14 protein-coding genes and 1 pseudogene are annotated in these 15,487 nt (G+C 45.8%); 7 read left to right on the top strand and 8 right to left on the bottom strand.

The window, feature by feature from the left end; all coding sequences use genetic code 11:
* Positions 1 to 405: 405 nt before the first annotated feature.
* A pseudogene (locus tag GXP75_RS21665) lies at positions 406 to 771 on the top strand (methyl-accepting chemotaxis protein); the annotation flags it as partial.
* 39 nt (positions 772 to 810) lie between these two features.
* Here GXP75_RS21665 and GXP75_RS17850 read toward each other — a convergent pair.
* Positions 811 to 1,887, bottom strand: coding sequence for a tetratricopeptide repeat-containing glycosyltransferase family 2 protein (locus GXP75_RS17850; RefSeq protein WP_242557452.1), 1,077 nt, complete (start codon positions 1,885 to 1,887; stop codon positions 811 to 813).
* Between the two features lie 215 nt (positions 1,888 to 2,102).
* Here GXP75_RS17850 and GXP75_RS17845 point away from each other — a divergent pair, with 215 nt between their 5' ends.
* The 4 genes from GXP75_RS17845 (at position 2,103) to GXP75_RS17830 (ending at position 6,494) form a co-directional block, all read left to right on the top strand.
* Positions 2,103 to 3,992, top strand: coding sequence for an ABC-F family ATP-binding cassette domain-containing protein (locus GXP75_RS17845; RefSeq protein WP_242557451.1), 1,890 nt, complete (start codon positions 2,103 to 2,105; stop codon positions 3,990 to 3,992).
* A 115-nt stretch (positions 3,993 to 4,107) separates the two neighbouring features.
* The gene (locus tag GXP75_RS17840) at positions 4,108 to 4,530 is read left to right on the top strand and encodes a MerR family transcriptional regulator (protein ID WP_003328348.1); all 423 of its coding nucleotides are present in this window, start codon (positions 4,108 to 4,110) and stop codon (positions 4,528 to 4,530) included.
* Between the two features lie 63 nt (positions 4,531 to 4,593).
* Complete coding sequence (locus tag GXP75_RS17835; RefSeq protein WP_242557450.1) at positions 4,594 to 5,784, top strand: MFS transporter; 1,191 nt, start codon at positions 4,594 to 4,596, stop codon at positions 5,782 to 5,784.
* Between the two features lie 191 nt (positions 5,785 to 5,975).
* A complete protein-coding gene (locus tag GXP75_RS17830; protein ID WP_242557449.1) occupies positions 5,976 to 6,494 on the top strand; it encodes a GNAT family N-acetyltransferase in 519 nt (172 codons plus the stop codon).
* A 68-nt stretch (positions 6,495 to 6,562) separates the two neighbouring features.
* Here the strand turns inward: GXP75_RS17830 and GXP75_RS17825 are convergent, their stop codons facing one another.
* Positions 6,563 to 8,119 (bottom strand): ABC-F family ATP-binding cassette domain-containing protein, encoded by a 1,557-nt coding sequence (locus GXP75_RS17825; RefSeq protein WP_010787914.1) that lies wholly within the window; start codon positions 8,117 to 8,119, stop codon positions 6,563 to 6,565.
* Positions 8,120 to 8,287: 168 nt separating this feature from the next.
* Here GXP75_RS17825 and GXP75_RS17820 point away from each other — a divergent pair, with 168 nt between their 5' ends.
* On the top strand, positions 8,288 to 9,418 hold the full coding sequence (locus tag GXP75_RS17820) for a DEAD/DEAH box helicase (protein WP_242557448.1): 1,131 nt from the start codon (positions 8,288 to 8,290) through the stop codon (positions 9,416 to 9,418).
* Positions 9,419 to 9,446: 28 nt separating this feature from the next.
* Here GXP75_RS17820 and GXP75_RS17815 read toward each other — a convergent pair whose 3' ends face one another.
* The 6 genes from GXP75_RS17815 to GXP75_RS17790 all read right to left on the bottom strand — a co-directional run bounded on the left by GXP75_RS17815 (position 9,447) and on the right by GXP75_RS17790 (position 14,898).
* Positions 9,447 to 10,478 carry an NADP-dependent oxidoreductase gene (locus GXP75_RS17815; protein ID WP_242557447.1) on the bottom strand — a complete coding sequence of 344 codons (1,032 nt, stop codon included), beginning with the start codon at positions 10,476 to 10,478 and terminating at the stop codon, positions 9,447 to 9,449.
* A gap of 127 nt (positions 10,479 to 10,605) precedes the next feature.
* Positions 10,606 to 11,403, bottom strand: coding sequence for a Fe(3+)-citrate ABC transporter ATP-binding protein YfmF (yfmF, locus tag GXP75_RS17810; RefSeq protein WP_106045892.1), 798 nt, complete (start codon positions 11,401 to 11,403; stop codon positions 10,606 to 10,608).
* Positions 11,404 to 11,415: 12 nt separating this feature from the next.
* Positions 11,416 to 12,417 (bottom strand): Fe(3+)-citrate ABC transporter permease YfmE, encoded by a 1,002-nt coding sequence (yfmE, locus tag GXP75_RS17805; RefSeq protein WP_242557446.1) that lies wholly within the window; start codon positions 12,415 to 12,417, stop codon positions 11,416 to 11,418.
* Positions 12,414 to 13,415, bottom strand: coding sequence for a Fe(3+) dicitrate ABC transporter permease FecD (gene fecD, locus GXP75_RS17800; protein ID WP_106273482.1), 1,002 nt, complete (start codon positions 13,413 to 13,415; stop codon positions 12,414 to 12,416). The genes yfmE and fecD overlap by 4 nt, the downstream gene beginning before the upstream one ends.
* Before the next feature lie 68 nt (positions 13,416 to 13,483).
* Positions 13,484 to 14,425, bottom strand: coding sequence for an ABC transporter substrate-binding protein (locus GXP75_RS17795; protein ID WP_242557445.1), 942 nt, complete (start codon positions 14,423 to 14,425; stop codon positions 13,484 to 13,486).
* 104 nt (positions 14,426 to 14,529) lie between these two features.
* A complete protein-coding gene (locus tag GXP75_RS17790; RefSeq protein ID WP_061573427.1) occupies positions 14,530 to 14,898 on the bottom strand; it encodes a DUF3212 family protein in 369 nt (122 codons plus the stop codon).
* 229 nt (positions 14,899 to 15,127) lie between these two features.
* Here GXP75_RS17790 and GXP75_RS17785 point away from each other — a divergent pair, with 229 nt between their 5' ends.
* Positions 15,128 to 15,475: a YflT domain-containing protein gene (locus tag GXP75_RS17785; protein ID WP_003328334.1), complete on the top strand. Its 348-nt coding sequence runs from the start codon at positions 15,128 to 15,130 to the stop codon at positions 15,473 to 15,475.
* Positions 15,476 to 15,487: the final 12 nt, after the last annotated feature.

Genomic DNA, 15,487 nt, shown 5'->3' with positions numbered 1-15,487 from the left:
GACGATATTACAATCGGTATCTATGATACAGAAAAATTAATCGTCAATATCCCGGCGAAAACCTTTTCTCTTAATGTAAAAGCAGGCGACCCGCTGCAAGAGGGGGATATTATCACCGACGCGATCCGCCGCAACCAGAAGAAAACAAGCATGGTGCCAAAAGAACTGTTTGGTTTTCCGCTGATCGCCCGGGCGATCCCACTTCATGATAAAAACGGCAGAGTCATAGGCGGAGTCGGCGTCGGCACAAGCCTTGAGGGATCGTCCAAGCTTCATGATGTGGCGGAGAGCCTGTCTGCAGTCGTAGAACAAACCGCATCAGCCATCCAGGATATTTCTGATTCCATTAACGGTTTTTCAACCCAAATGTCAGGCATCTCTTCCCAAGCGAAGAAAGTCAGTGAAAGCGCCGGAGAAATTGCTGATATTTCCGTCACGGTTAAGGGAATTTCCGACCAAAGCAACCTGCTTGGCTTAAACGCCGCGATTGAAGCGGCAAGAGCGGGAGAGTCGGGGAAAGGCTTTTCCGTCGTGGCGGATGAGATCAGAAAGCTCGCCACCCATTCGAAAGAAAATGTGGGACAGATCGACCATATCACGAAAAAAATCCACAGCCTGCTTAAGGGGCTGGAGGAATCCATTGAATCCATCAACCAGCATACAGACGGTCAGGCGGCGGCTGTCGAACAGATTTCAGCAACAATGCAGGAAATCTCAGGAAGCGCGCAGCACCTTGCGAAAATGGCCGAAAAGGCGCTGGAAGAAGCTTAAAAGATCAAGGGCTGTGCCCTTGATCTTTTTTTAATGCTTTCATTCTGATTGTTCGGCGAATATGTTTTTATTAAACAAGACGCTTGGATGGGTCGGATGGAAGGAGGCGGCAAGATCATTGTGCTGTTTTGCTGTCTCCTTGTCGCCGAGCTGCCAGTAACAGACGCAAAGCTGCAAATGCGGATACCAGGTGGAATATTCCACTTGTGTAAATCCTGAATCGCTTCTTTTTGCGGAAAGGGCGAGCTCATACCAAAAGGCGCCTTCCCGGTATTTTTGTTTTTCTTTAAAATAGTCACCGAGCCGGCAGCAAAACTCCGGTCTCGGCTGATCAAATAGAAAGGACTTTAACAGCGAGTGTAAGGCCGCTTCTTCATGGCCGAGCGCCCGGTAGCAGTCAGATAAATATTGGCAGGTTCTGATTTCGTCTTCGATCCAGCACTGTTTTGTAGCTAAAAAATGATGGTAATACGTAATGGCGCGGTTGTATTGCTTGTGGTCCTTCAGTTCATTGGCAAAATAAAATAAATCACGCGGCGTCAGCGTTTGATTGCCCTCGACCATTTTCTCATAGATTTTTAAGTTGCGGTCTGAAGGAGGGGCTGCGGTTTTATGATGTTTACGATGTGTGACGGCGATATCGGTTTCTAAAATATTGCCGTATACCTCCAGATATTCATGGACCGCTCCGATCCAGCGAAACCCTTTTTCCCGCTTCACAAGCCGATTTCTCCGGTATTTAAAATTAACTTCGCCTCTCTCATCAAATCCGACGTGATAATACATCGACACGGCATCAATATCGGGACTGAGGCTTATTTTTAAATCGGCGAGCTTTTTTCTGTCTTCAACCGTCAGCACGTCATCGGCGTCCATCCAGAGGATATAATCCTTTGACGCTTTAGAAAAAGCAAAATTGCGGGCGTCGGCAAAATGGTCAGTCCATTCAAAATCATAAATCATATCCGTATAGCGGGCAGCAACTTCTTTTGTCGCATCCGCTGATCCTGTATCAATAATGATAAACTCATCGGCGATCCCCTTGACTGAATCAAGGCAGCCTGCCAGCACTTCTTCCTCATTTTTTACAATCATACACAAACTGATGCTGATCATATCATCACCTCTCCTTTTCCAGTTTATAAAGGAGAAGGCGGAAACATGCTTCAGTCAAGCACTGTAAATAGCCGAATCATCATCGGACGGAATTTGTTAGCTGGTATATGGTACGATAAAGGACGCCTTACCACGCGATATGATCTTTTACTAGTTTTATTCCATCACCTGATTTACAATGAATTCATGAACTTACGTGAGGATTGATAGGAACCATGAGCATACTAAAAGCGGAACATCTATATAAAACATACGGAGATAAAACGTTATTTAATCATATTTCCTTCCATATAGAAGAGAATGAAAGAATTGGCCTGATCGGACCGAACGGCACCGGCAAATCTACATTGTTAAAAGTGATTGCCGGCCTTGAATCAACAGAGGAGGGGGACATCGTAAAATCCGGCAGCGTTCATGTTGAATTTTTGCATCAGGACCCTGAACTTCCTGCCGGGCAGACGGTGCTGGAACACATTTACTCTGGCGACTCGGCCGTGATGAGAACATTGCGGGAATACGAAAAAGCGCTTCAGGACCTGAATGAAGCGCCTGAAAATGCGGTATTGCAGAAAAATCTGCTCACAGCCCAAGGGAAAATGGATACAAATCATGCGTGGGACGCAAACACCTTGGCGAAAACCGTTCTCTCAAAGCTCGGTGTCAATGATGTGACAAAACCTGTCCACGAGCTGTCGGGCGGACAGAAAAAACGGGTCGCCATTGCGAAAAACCTAATTCAGCCTGCTGATCTGTTGATTTTAGACGAGCCGACGAACCATTTGGATAATGAAACGATCGAATGGCTGGAAGGCTACCTGGCACAGTATCCGGGCGCGGTCATGCTGGTGACGCATGACCGGTATTTCTTAAACCGTGTGACGAACCGGATTTATGAGCTGGAAAATGGCAGCCTGTACACATATCAAGGAAATTACGAGGTCTTTTTGGAAAAGCGGGCAGAACGGGAAGCGCAGGCAGAGCAAAAAGAAACAAAGCGCCAGAATTTGCTTAGACGTGAATTGGCTTGGCTCAGACGAGGAGCAAAAGCACGGTCAACAAAACAAAAAGCGCGAATCGACAGAGTCGAGGCGCTGAAGGAGCAAGACGGGCCTTCCTCTTCAGGCGCACTCGATTTTGCGATTGGCTCACACCGCCTCGGCAAACAGGTGATTGAAGCCGAGCAAGTGACGATTTCATACGGCGGGAATACATTGGTGGACAGCTTCAGCGAATTGATCATCCCTGGTGAGCGAATCGGTATCATCGGACCAAACGGCATCGGGAAAACAACGCTTTTAAACAGCCTTGCCGGACGGGTGGTACCGGATATGGGTGAGATTACAATCGGCCAAACGGTTCGGATCGGTTATTATACGCAAGACCACAGTGAAATGAACGGCGAGCTGAAAGTCATTGATTATATAAAAGAAACAGCGGAAATCGTCAAAACAACTGAAGGCGATGTCATTACAGCGGAGCAAATGCTGGAGCGTTTCTTGTTCCCTCGCCATATGCAGCGCACATTTATCCGCAAGCTGTCCGGCGGGGAAAAACGCCGTTTGTACTTGCTGCATGTACTGATGCAGGAACCGAATGTCCTGTTTTTGGATGAGCCGACCAATGATCTGGATACAGAAACACTGGGCGTATTGGAAGACTATTTAGACCAATTTCCCGGCGTTGTCATCACGGTATCCCATGACCGGTATTTTCTTGACAGAGTTGTGGACCGGCTGATTGTGTTTGAAGGAAACGGCGTGATTTCACGCTTCCAAGGCTCTTACAGTGAGTACATGGAAAAAGCGAAGACCAAGAAATCAGCAGAAAAACACCCGGCAGAAGAGAAACGCACTGAAGCAGAGCCGAAGAAAAAGCGGAAGAAGCTTTCATACAAGGATCAGCTGGAATGGGATGGCATTGAAGACAAAATCGCAAAGCTGGAAGAGAAGCACGAACAGCTTGAGGCAGAAATCGCCGGCGCGGGAAGTGATTTTGGAAAAATTCAAGACCTGATGGCTGAGCAGGCAAAAACAGCGGAAGAGCTGGAAGCAGCCATGGATCGCTGGACGGAATTGTCGCTTATGATTGAAGAGCTTGAGCAATAAGAAGAAAAAAGGGAGACCGCGTGACGCGGTTTTTTCTTTTTGTCGAAAAGTTTACGTTTACGTTAAGGTTCAAAAGGTGTATAATAAGATCAGATACAGCAAAGGGGGAGTAACCTTGGAATGGATGAAGATTGATCAGGTGGCCAAAAGAAGCGGGCTGACAAAGCGGACCATCCGATTTTATGAGGAGATCGGTTTAATTCCTGCGCCGAAACGGACAGAAGGCGGAGTTCGGCTTTATTCGGAAGACGATATGGAAGAGTTGGAGAAGGTGATCAATACCAAAGAAGTGCTTGGCTTTTCACTTCAGGAGCTTCAGCATTTCATGGAAACAAGCCGCCAGCTTGAATTAAAGAAAGAAGGCTATTTGCTGTCGCTTGATCCAAAGGAGCGTAAAGAGAAATTGGAAGAGATTCAGGAAACATTGAATCATCAGCTTACGATGATTGATGAAAAGATACGCACGTTCCAAAGCTTCAAAGAGCGGCTGAACGGAATGAAAGACAAAGCGGAACACGCTATTCAGTCAATCGAATGATTTTAGTAAAAACGCTATGGATGTAGCGTTTCTTTTAATGTATCAAGATGGAGGTCAGGTCATATGGATAACAATACACAAGTGAATCAGAAAACAGGATTGCTGAGCCAGCCGAAAGCGGTGTGGGCTGTTGCATTTGCCTGTGTCATTTCCTTTATGGGAATCGGGCTGGTCGATCCTATTCTTCCGGCGATTGCAGCACAATTACATGCTTCACCTAGTGAAGTATCACTGTTATTTACAAGTTATTTGCTCGTGACAGGTTTTATGATGTTTTTTTCTGGAGCGATTTCAAGCAGGATCGGTGCAAAATGGACATTGATTCTCGGTCTTATTTTTATTATTATTTTCGCCGGACTTGGCGGAAGCTCAGGTTCTATTGCACAGCTTGTCGGCTATCGGGGCGGCTGGGGCTTAGGGAACGCCCTGTTTATTTCAACAGCGCTCGCGGTTATCGTCGGAGTATCTGTCGGCGGAAGCGCCAAAGCGATTATTCTGTATGAAGCTGCGCTTGGACTCGGGATTTCAGTCGGTCCTCTTTTAGGCGGCGAGCTGGGAAGCATCTCATGGCGTGCGCCGTTCTTTGGTGTGTCTGTCCTGATGTTTGTCGCTTTATGCGCGATTTCAATCATGCTTCCGAACATTGCAAAACCGGCGAAACGTGTTGGTATGTTTGACGCTATGAAGGCGCTGAAATACAAAGGGCTGCTGACAATGGCGGTATCTGCATTCTTATACAACTTTGGATTTTTTATTTTACTCGCCTATTCGCCGTTTGTTCTTGATTTGGATGAACACGGACTTGGTTACGTCTTTTTCGGCTGGGGGCTTCTGTTAGCCATCACGTCGGTCTTTACTGCGCCGGCACTTCACAAAGCGCTTGGCACTGTGCGCTCCCTGGTTCTTTTGTTTATCGCGTTTGCCCTAATTTTATTCATTATGGGCATCTGGACGGAGCATATGGTTCTTGTGATTACATGTATCGTTATCGCGGGAGCGGTTCTCGGAATGGTCAATACCATTATGACAACCGCCGTCATGGGCTCTGCGCCTGTCGAACGTTCCATTGCCTCTTCTGCTTACAGCTCTGTCCGCTTTATCGGCGGTGCGATCGCGCCGTGGATTGCGGGAATGCTGTCTGAACATTTTACAGCCCATACTCCGTACACGGTTGGCGGAATTGTTGTTCTTGTGGGTATGCTGGTGCTGCTTGCGGGACGCAAACATTTGGCCGGGATTAAGGCTGGACATTAAAAAAGAAAGACACTGCCGAGATGCAGTGTCTTTCTTTTATAGGGCTAATGTATGCAGGAAATAGAGCCAAAGATTGATATGAATTGATGGATTCCAATGTCTAATTTCAGTATCGGGGCAGATTAAAGGTTTTTATATCTTTCCTATCGAAATAGATAAATGAATTACTATTTTTGATTGGAGAGAATCAAATGGATATTAAAACCGATAGGCTGGTAATACGTAAATTTAAATGCGAAGATTGGCAAGATGTCTATGAATACACATCAAGTCCTCATGTTATGAAATATATACCAGAAGGTGTGTTTACTGAAGAGGATGCCAAGAAGTTTGTGAATGAAAATACTGGTGAAAATGCTGAAAAGTTTCCTGTGGTATTAAAGGAAGAAAAAATTGTAATCGGTCACATTGCTTTTTTTAAGTATTTTGGTGAGCATACTTATGAAATTGGGTGGGTATTTAATCCGAAGTATTATAATAAAGGGTATGCCTCAGAAGCTGCACAAGCTATATTAGAATTTGGTTTTACAAACATGAAATTACATCGGATTATCGCAACCTGTCAGCCGCAGAATATCGCTTCCTATCGAGTGATGGAGAAGATCGGAATGAGAAGAGAAGGCTATTTTAAAAAATGTATTCCAAATGGGGAGCAATGGTGGGATGAGTATTATTACGCTATTTTGGAAGAGGAGTGGACAAGGCGTTAGTATATACCGAGAAAAAGTAGCAGCAACAAAATAAACCCGCCCTTAAAGGAGGCGGGTTTTTATTTTGATTAAAGCACTTTCGTCGTCCAAGATTCACAGTTCCATGTTTCTGTCGCAATGTCCATATAAAATTCAGGCTCGTGGGAAATCAACAGGATGGAGCCTTTGTATTCCTTAAGCGCGCGTTTGAGTTCTTCCTTGGCATCGACATCCAAGTGGTTTGTCGGCTCATCGAGTACAAGCAGGTTCGTTTCTGAGTTGATCAGCTTGCACAGTCTGACTTTCGCTTTTTCGCCTCCGCTTAACACGGAGACGCGGCTTTCAATGTGCTTCGTGGTCAGCCCGCATTTCGCCAGCGCGGCACGGATTTCGTACTGCGTATAGGAAGGGAATTCACTCCATACCTCTTCGATACATGTGTTGTTGTTCGTTTCCTTAACCTCTTGCTCGAAATATCCAGTAAACAGATGCTCACCGCGCTCGACTGAGCCTTCAAGCGGCTGGATTTCACCAAGCAGACTTTTAAGCAATGTCGTTTTACCGATGCCGTTTGCGCCGTAAAGGGCGATTTTTTGTCCGCGTTCCATCCGGAGATTCAAAGGACGGGAGAGCGGTGTATCATAACCGATGACAAGGTCTTTCGTTTCAAAAATCAGCTTGCCTGATGTTCTGGCCGGCTTGAAGTGAAATTCAGGTTTCGGTTTTTCTGCGGCAAGCTCAATCATATCCATCTTATCAAGCTTTTTCTGGCGGGACATCGCCATGTTCCGCGTGCTGACCCGGGCTTTGTTGCGCGCAACGAAATCCTTCAGCTCAGCGACTTCCTGCTGCTGCTTTTTATAGGCTGCTTCCAACTGCTGCTTCTTCACTGCATAGACTTCCATAAACTGATTATAATCGCCGACATAGCGGGTCAATTCTTGATTTTCTACGTGGTAAATCAGATTGATGACGCTATTTAAAAACGGAATGTCATGAGAGATCAGAATGAACGCGTTCTCGTACTCCTGCAAGTAGCGCTTCAGCCATTCGATGTGCTGTTCGTCAAGATAGTTGGTCGGCTCATCAAGAAGCAGGATTTCCGGCTTCTCAAGGAGAAGCTTGGCAAGGAGCACCTTTGTACGCTGTCCGCCGCTTAGATCCGTAACGTCACGATCAAGTCCGATATCACTTAAGCCGAGGCCGCGGGCAATTTCTTCCACTTTGGAATCAATAATATAAAAATCATTATTAGTGAGAGCGTCCTGAATGACGCCGACATCCTCAAGAAGTTTCTCAAGCTCATCAGGATCGGCTTCTCCCATTTTGTTATAAATGCCGTTCATTTCTTCTTCCATCGCGAACAGATAATGAAACGCGTCTTTCAGCGCATCGCGGATGGTTTTTCCCTTCTCCAGCACCGTATGCTGATCAAGGTAGCCGACACGGACGTTTTTTGACCATTCCACTTTTCCTTCATCAGGTTCAAGCTTTCCGGTAATAATATTCATGAAGGTTGATTTCCCTTCGCCGTTCGCGCCGATCAGTCCGACGTGTTCTCCCTTTAGGAGACGGAAGGACACATTGTTGAAAATGGCCCGGTCGCCGAAGCCATGGCTTAAATCTTTCACTGATAAAATACTCATATTTACACCTCTGTCTATAATCAAACACGCTTCTTGCGTGTAGTTCTCATGTTTGATTATAACGGACTATCCGAATTGTTAAAAGACTCGAAAGCGAAAAGAAAAATTGCGTTCCGGCTCTCATTTTGAGATACTATGGAATAGATTTGAAGAATTGAGGAGAAAAAAATGACGCAAACATGGCCATTTTTACATAACGCAAAGACTTTTATTAAAGAAAACTGGGAGACATCAGGCTTCACGAAACCGACTGCCGTACAGGAGCAAACGGCTGAACTCATTATGGAAGGAAAGGATGTCATCGCTGAATCGCCAACGGGAACGGGCAAGACGCTTGCTTATGCGCTGCCGGTTCTGGAACGGATACAGCCTGAGCAAAAACACGCTCAAGCCGTCATCTTAGCTCCATCACGCGAGCTTGTGATGCAGATTTTTCAAGTGATTCAGGATTGGAAATCGGGTTCTGAATTGCGGGCTGTATCTATCATCGGAGGCGCGAACGTCAAAAAGCAGGTGGAAAAGCTGAAAAAACACCCGCATATCATTGTCGGTACACCGGGAAGAGTGTCTGAATTAATTAAGATGAAGAAGCTGAAAATGCATGAAGTCAAGACCATTGTCCTTGATGAAGCGGATCAGCTCATTTTACCGGAGCATCGCGAAACAATGAAGCAAATTATCAAAACGACGCTTAAGGACCGGCAGCTGCTTTGTTTCTCAGCGACTTTAAAGCAGGAAACGGAACAGGTGCTGCGTGAAATGACGCAAGAGCCTGAAGTGCTGAAGGTGGAGCGCAGCCAACACGATGCTGGTAAAGTGAAGCATCAATACTTGGTCTGTGATCAGCGGGATAAAGTGAAGCTTTTACAAAAGCTTTCAAGGCTTCAAGGCATGCAGGCGCTCGTATTCGTCAGAGATATCGGCAATTTAAGCGTCTATGCGGAAAAGCTTGCGTATCACCATGTCGATCTTGGCATCTTACACAGTGAAGCGAAAAAGATGGAGCGTGCGAAGATACTGGCAGCTTTTGAAAACGGCGAATTTCCGCTGCTTTTGGCGACGGACATTGCGGCGCGCGGCTTAGACATCGAGAATCTGCCTTATGTGATTCATGCTGATATTCCTGATGAGGATGGATATATTCACAGATCGGGGAGAACCGGAAGAGCGGGAAAAGAAGGAACCGTGATCAGCCTTGTCACTCCAATGGAGGAATCAAAGCTGAAAAAAATGGCGAAGAGAATTGGACTGACTTTACAGCAGGTTGTTTATGCTAAAGGCCAATTGGCAGATAAATAAAAAAAAGGCGGGGAGATCCCCGCCTTTTTTATTTTTGCACACTTGGTTCACTGACTTTTATCAGCTGTTTTCCTTTGTTTTTTCCTTGAAAGAGTCCGAGGAAAGCGTCAGGAATTTTGTCAAAGCCTTCTGTAATGGTTTCCTCATAATGAAGCTTTCCATCCTTCAGCCATTCCGCCAGATGTTTTGCCCCTTCAGGAAAACGCTCAGAATAGTCACTGACGATAAACCCTTGCATCAGCGCCTTTGTTTTAATCAACTTGGACTGCACACGAGGCCCCATATCATCCTTCTCGCTTTCTGCATTGTAGGATGAAATCGCGCCGCACACAGGTATGCGGGCAAACTCATTCAGCAGGTTCATAACAGAGTCTGAAATCGGGCCGCCGACATTGTCAAAATAGACATCGACACCATCCGGGCAAGCTTCAGAAAGCGCTTTTTGAATGTCATCTTCGGTTTTGTAGTTAATGGCTTCATCGAATTGCAGCTCATCCTTCAAATAAGCTATCTTTTCATCAGACCCCGCAATCCCTACAACGCGCGCGCCTTTAATTTTGGCGATCTGTCCGACAGTTGAGCCGACTGCTCCCGCAGCTCCTGAAACGACAACGGTTTCGCCTTGTTTTGGGCGTCCGATGTCCATAAGACCGAAGTATGCGGTTAAGCCGGTCATTCCCAATATACCGAGATAAGCTGAAGCCGGAGCGATGCTTGTATCAATTTTCCGCAGGGCGGACTCGCTGGCAGCGGAATATTCCTGCCAGTTTAAGTTGCCGATGACGATATCGCCTTTTTTAAACTGACCGTCACCGTCTGAAACAACCTCAGCTATCACCCCGCCTGATAAAGCCTCGTTCAAGGCAAACGGCTCCACATATGACTTCGTATTCTGCATCCGGCCGCGCATATACGGATCGACCGATACATAAAGCGTTTTAACAAGCACTTCACCTTGTTTTGGTTCAGGGACAGAAATCGTTTCAAAACGGAAATCTTCATGATTGGGAACCCCTTGAGGGCGTCTGGCTAATTGTATTTGCTGTTGAGATTCTGGCATGCTGATCCTCCTATCATATTGATTTACACCAATGTAACACGGACAGGTTGAGGAACACAAAAGTAACGCGGGGGAAAAGTGTGCTGAGGAAATATAAAAAAGGAGGGGATCAGCCCTCCTTTTTGTTTCAAGCACGTAATTTCGGACATAGCCCCGTCGGCAGGCACATCGGCTTCTGATCAATCGGGCTTCTCATAATGCAGCATTCCAGTCCGAAGACTTCTCGGAAAAATGGCTGGGTAAACACGTCTTCAGGTGTTCCGGCATTATATATTTTTCCGTCCAGCACGCTGATGAGATAGTCCGCATATTGAGCGGCCTGATTTAAATCATGAAGCACCATGACGACTGTGCGACCATGGTCGCGGTTCAGCGTTTTCAATAGTTCGAGCACTTCAATCTGATGTGAAATATCTAAATAAGTGGTCGGTTCATCAAGCAAAAGCAGATCAGTGCCTTGTGCGAGCGCCATAGAGATCCATGCTCGCTGCCTTTGGCCGCCTGACAGCGCATCAAGTGTCCGATCCTTCAGCTCGTTCATCCCCGTTGCTTCCAGCGCCCACTCCACCATTTCGTGGTCCTCTTGAGTATGCTTGGATAACAGCTTCTTATGGGGATGTCTGCCGAAATAACATAATTCCTGTACTGTCAATCCTTCAGGCGCCTGAGGGGATTGCGGCAGGATCGCCAATTTTTTTGCCACTTCTTTTGACGGCTGGCGGTGAATATCTTTTCCTTCTAAAAGAACAGAACCGCTTTTCGGAGCCATCAGTCTGGCAAGCGATTTGAGGATTGTCGATTTCCCGCAGCCATTGGCGCCGATGAGTGCAGTGATTTTTCCTTCTTCAATCTTTAAGTCAACACCGTCGATAATCACTGTGCTGTCATATGATAGAGTGAGCTGGTCTGCAGTCAATTTTCCCATTGTATTCTCTCCCTACTGTTTCCTCGCTTCGAATTTCAATAAATATAAAAAATAGGGCGCGCCGATCACGGCTGTCAATATTCCGGCCGGTATTTCAACCGGCGGCATGATGCCGCGTCCTAACGTATCTGCGATAAGTAATATAATAGCACCGATTAATGCCGATGCAGGCAGTAAATATTTGGCTTTTTCTCCGGCGAGCCGTCTGGCGATATGCGGGGCAAGCAGTCCGATAAAACCGATAGATCCGACAACGGCCACGCAGCTTCCGGCAAGCGCTACTGCGGTGAAAATCAGGATGAATCTCAGCCGATTAGCGTTTTCGCCAAGTCCTTGCGCAAGCTCATCTCCTAATGACATGAGATCAAGTTTTGGAATGAGGATGCAGACGATCGGCAAAAGAACCAAAAGCCATGGCGAAAGCAGCTTGACTTCTTCCCAATTTCTGCCCCAGAGGCTTCCTGTCAGCCAAATGAGCGCCGCATTCACATCACCCGGAAACTTCACCATCATATATTGCATGCCGGCGTGGCACACCGCGCCTAAGGCGATGCCTGATAAAGCCAATGAAGAGGGTTGAATGCTTTTTTTGCGGGCTATCAGTAATAATAGTACAGCAATAATGGCTGCTCCGGCAAATGCTGAGAACGGCAGCACGTAAACCGGAGATTTAGGAAAGATCAGGATGACGGCCATTGCCGCAAGACCTGATCCTTTTGAAATCCCTATCACGTCGGGAGAAGCAAGCGGATTTCGGATAACGCCCTGCAAAATTGCCCCCGCCGCAGCAAGTCCGGCACCGGCCAATATGGCTAAGATAATGCGCGGCAATCGATATTGCTGGATGATAAATTCAAAGGAGTCATCCAGTCCAAATAAGTTTGTAATCACCGCATCAGGTGAAATATATAATGCCCCGAATCCGATGCTGATCACGGAAAGAACGAGCAGGATCGCAGCCAGTATGAGTATGACGAACAAGGGGCGTTTTTGTTTTCTGGTTGTTTTCTTCATTTCAGATTTCGCCCTTTCCTTGCCAAGTATAAGAAAAATGGTGTCCCGATAATAGCTGTGACGATACCGACCGGAGATTCATAAGGAAAGGCAATCCATCTGGCCAGAACATCTGCGTATACCAATAAAATCGCGCCGAACAATGCGGAAAACGGAAGCACATACTTATAATTTTCTCCCGCGAGTTTGCGGACAATATGCGGAACAAGCAATCCGACAAAGCCGATCGGCCCGGCTACGGCGACAGAAGCACCTGAAAGGATCAAAATAATAAAACTGATCAGGATCCGGATTCCGTTCATATTTTGTCCGAGCCCTTTTGCCGTTTCATCACCAAGACCCAGAACAGAAACTGATCCGGAAAACACGAGGGCAAGAGCGATCCCGATGACTGAAAACGGGGCAATAGTCAGGACATCCTGCCAGCTGCTGCCGTCAATCGCTCCCGTCATCCAGTACAGAACATCCTCTCCGGACTCATTTAAAATAATGACCGCTTGTGTCATAGAAGACAGAAACAAATGCACCGCCATACCTGATAACGCCAGTTTGACAGGTGTCATTCCGCCTGATGAAGCAATCATATAAACGATCGCGCCGCCTGCTGCCGCGCCCGCAAAAGCAAACACAACAGAGGAGTAGGCTGACGCAGGCAATATGACAATTGAAGCAACGACAAAAAGGGATGCACCCGCGTTCACGCCGAAAATTTGAGGTGAAGCCAGAGGGTTTCTTGTCATAGCCTGCATCAGCGCGCCGGCCACAGCCAGGCTGGCGCCGACGAAAACGCCGATTAAGGTTCGGGGAAGGCGGAGGGTAGAGATGATGAGCTGTTCTTTTGACCCATCCCATACAAAAAGATATTTCAAAGCATCAATAATGCCGATGTCAGATGCTCCTACAGAAAGATTCAGCCCCAGCCCGAATATAAACAGGATAAGTGCGATGATAAAAATCATCAATCTAGATGCTGAGCGCCGTTTGGCTGAATGATACAACAGTCTCACTTCCTTATTGCGTCTGTTATCAAAAAGAAGCAAGGGATCTCCTCGCTTCTTTTTGGATACTACTTATTATACACTTTTTTGAGCACATCTTTGGCGCTTGTTTCACTTGACTGGATTCCTCTGAATCTTGTCCAAATATCACGGTCCGCGTCATAAATCTGGCCGTTTTTCACAGCTTTTAGGTTTTTCCAGAGCGGATTCTTTTTCCAATCGTCAACGATCGTTTTGCCCTCGTTAGCTGAAATAAATAAAATATCCGGGTCTATTTTGCTTAATTGTTCCAGGTTGACCTCTTGATAGGCGGTATCTGATTTGACAGCGTGTGTAAAGCCAAGCATTCTGAAAATTTCGCCGTCATATGAAGAAGATGTATGGAGCTGGAAGGAATCTGATCTTGCTACCCCGAGAACAATGCTGCGGTCTTCATCTTTCGGGAGCTCCGCTTTCAGGCCGTCAATTACCTTATTATGCTGCGTAAGCTTTTCTTTTCCTTCCTCTTCCTTGTTTAAAGCTTTAGAAATCGTTTTGTAGCTGTCAATTGTTTCGTCATACGTCGCTTCCCGGCTCTTTAATTCAATTGTCGGTGCAATTTGTTTCAGTTGTTTATAAATATTTTTATGACGCTCAGCGTCAGCGATGATCAAATCAGGTTTTAAGGAGCTGATCACTTCAAGGTTCGGCTCGCTTCGTGTGCCTACCGATGTGTAATCGATTGAGCTGCCGGCAAGCTTTTTAATCATATCTTTTTTGTTGTCATCGGCAATGCCAACCGGCGTTATGCCGAGATTTTTCACAGCGTCTAAGAATGATAGTTCAAGGACAACGACCTTTTTAGGAGTGCCGGTCACTGGCGTTTTTCCTTCTTCGTGCTGGATCACTCTGGAATTCTTATCGGATTTGCTGCCTTTGTTTTCTTGGCTGGATGAACATCCTGACACGATCAAACAGGCTAGTAATAAAACACTCATGATTGCAATGAATTTTTTCTGATAGGTACGCATTTTATTCTTCCCTTTTCTGATTTTTAATAATGAGAATCATTATCACAAATAAAACACTATAATAGTATGGCTTATCATGTCAAGATGTTTTAAGGAAACGATAATTATTGCTTTCTGATGAATGCGTCATCAGGAAGAAATAAATGGTATGCATTGGTGTCGTGTTTATTAGACAAAAATTCATTGGCATTTGCTTGAGAAGCAGCGAGCATATCAGCACTGACAAACGGAAGGAGAGCGCTGAGATAGCCGGACAGTTTTTCCTCTAACTCTTCAGAGGCGGCGAATTCAATGTCTCCGATATTCATAATAATAGAGAAAACAAAGTCAATATCGATATGAAAGGTTTCCTCTGCAAAGACTGCCAGCTCATGAATTCCGGCCGGGCTGCCAATACGCTGATGAAATACCTGTTTGACTAAATCACTCACAACCCACGCGTTGTATTGTTGTTCGGGTGAAAAATATTGTATGGGACCCACCTCCTGCTCGTACGGAACACGATCGGGCTTTCCGCGAACCATTTTTTACAAGTTTTGATTATTCTGAAAACAAGTAACGGTTAGTTTTACTTTAACATAGCAGGGAAATAAATATCTACTACCATTCTTCCTGTTTTCAGAGAGAAATGTTCTCCGGCTTGTTTAACAAAAAAACACACCGGGTATGAAATAAATAGAATCATCAAAGGAGGAATTCAAGATGAAACCGGTAGTAAGAGAATATACAAATGATGAAAAGCTAATGAAGGATGTCGAAGAGCTGAAACAGCTGGGCGTAGCGAAAGAAGATGTGTACGTCTTATCCCACGACGATGACAGAACAGAACGATTAGCCGACAATACGGACGCCAATACAATTGGGGCGAAAGAAACAGGGCTTAAGCATGCGGTAGGCAATGTCTTTAATAAAAAAGGCGATGAGCTTCGCAACAAAATCCATGAAATTGGCTTTTCAGAACAAGAGGCTTCACAATTTGAAGAACGCCTGGATGAAGGAAAAGTGCTTCTATTTGTAACGGATAATGAAAAAGTTAAATCATGGGCGTAATGCAGAAACTAA

It is taken from the genome of Bacillus sp. HU-1818, from assembly GCF_022695965.1.
In the GTDB taxonomy this organism is placed as follows: Bacteria; Bacillota; Bacilli; order Bacillales; family Bacillaceae; genus Bacillus; species Bacillus atrophaeus.
This window is presented reverse-complemented; position numbering and strand designations above follow the sequence as displayed.

What these genes read in the sequence shown, in the direction of transcription:
- GXP75_RS17825 (WP_010787914.1), bottom strand. Translation starts at nt 8,119, where the DNA reads ATGAGTATTTTATCAGTGAAAGATTTAAGCCATGGCTTCGGCGACCGG.
- GXP75_RS17830 (WP_242557449.1), top strand. Translation starts at nt 5,976, where the DNA reads ATGGATATTAAAACCGATAGGCTGGTAATACGTAAATTTAAATGCGAA.
- GXP75_RS17835 (WP_242557450.1), top strand. Translation starts at nt 4,594, where the DNA reads ATGGATAACAATACACAAGTGAATCAGAAAACAGGATTGCTGAGCCAG.
- yfmE (WP_242557446.1), bottom strand. Translation starts at nt 12,417, where the DNA reads ATGAAGAAAACAACCAGAAAACAAAAACGCCCCTTGTTCGTCATACTC.
- GXP75_RS17820 (WP_242557448.1), top strand. Translation starts at nt 8,288, where the DNA reads ATGACGCAAACATGGCCATTTTTACATAACGCAAAGACTTTTATTAAA.
- GXP75_RS17815 (WP_242557447.1), bottom strand. Translation starts at nt 10,478, where the DNA reads ATGCCAGAATCTCAACAGCAAATACAATTAGCCAGACGCCCTCAAGGG.
- yfmF (WP_106045892.1), bottom strand. Translation starts at nt 11,403, where the DNA reads ATGGGAAAATTGACTGCAGACCAGCTCACTCTATCATATGACAGCACA.
- GXP75_RS17845 (WP_242557451.1), top strand. Translation starts at nt 2,103, where the DNA reads ATGAGCATACTAAAAGCGGAACATCTATATAAAACATACGGAGATAAA.
- GXP75_RS17795 (WP_242557445.1), bottom strand. Translation starts at nt 14,425, where the DNA reads ATGCGTACCTATCAGAAAAAATTCATTGCAATCATGAGTGTTTTATTA.
- GXP75_RS17785 (WP_003328334.1), top strand. Translation starts at nt 15,128, where the DNA reads ATGAAACCGGTAGTAAGAGAATATACAAATGATGAAAAGCTAATGAAG.
- GXP75_RS17850 (WP_242557452.1), bottom strand. Translation starts at nt 1,887, where the DNA reads ATGATCAGCATCAGTTTGTGTATGATTGTAAAAAATGAGGAAGAAGTG.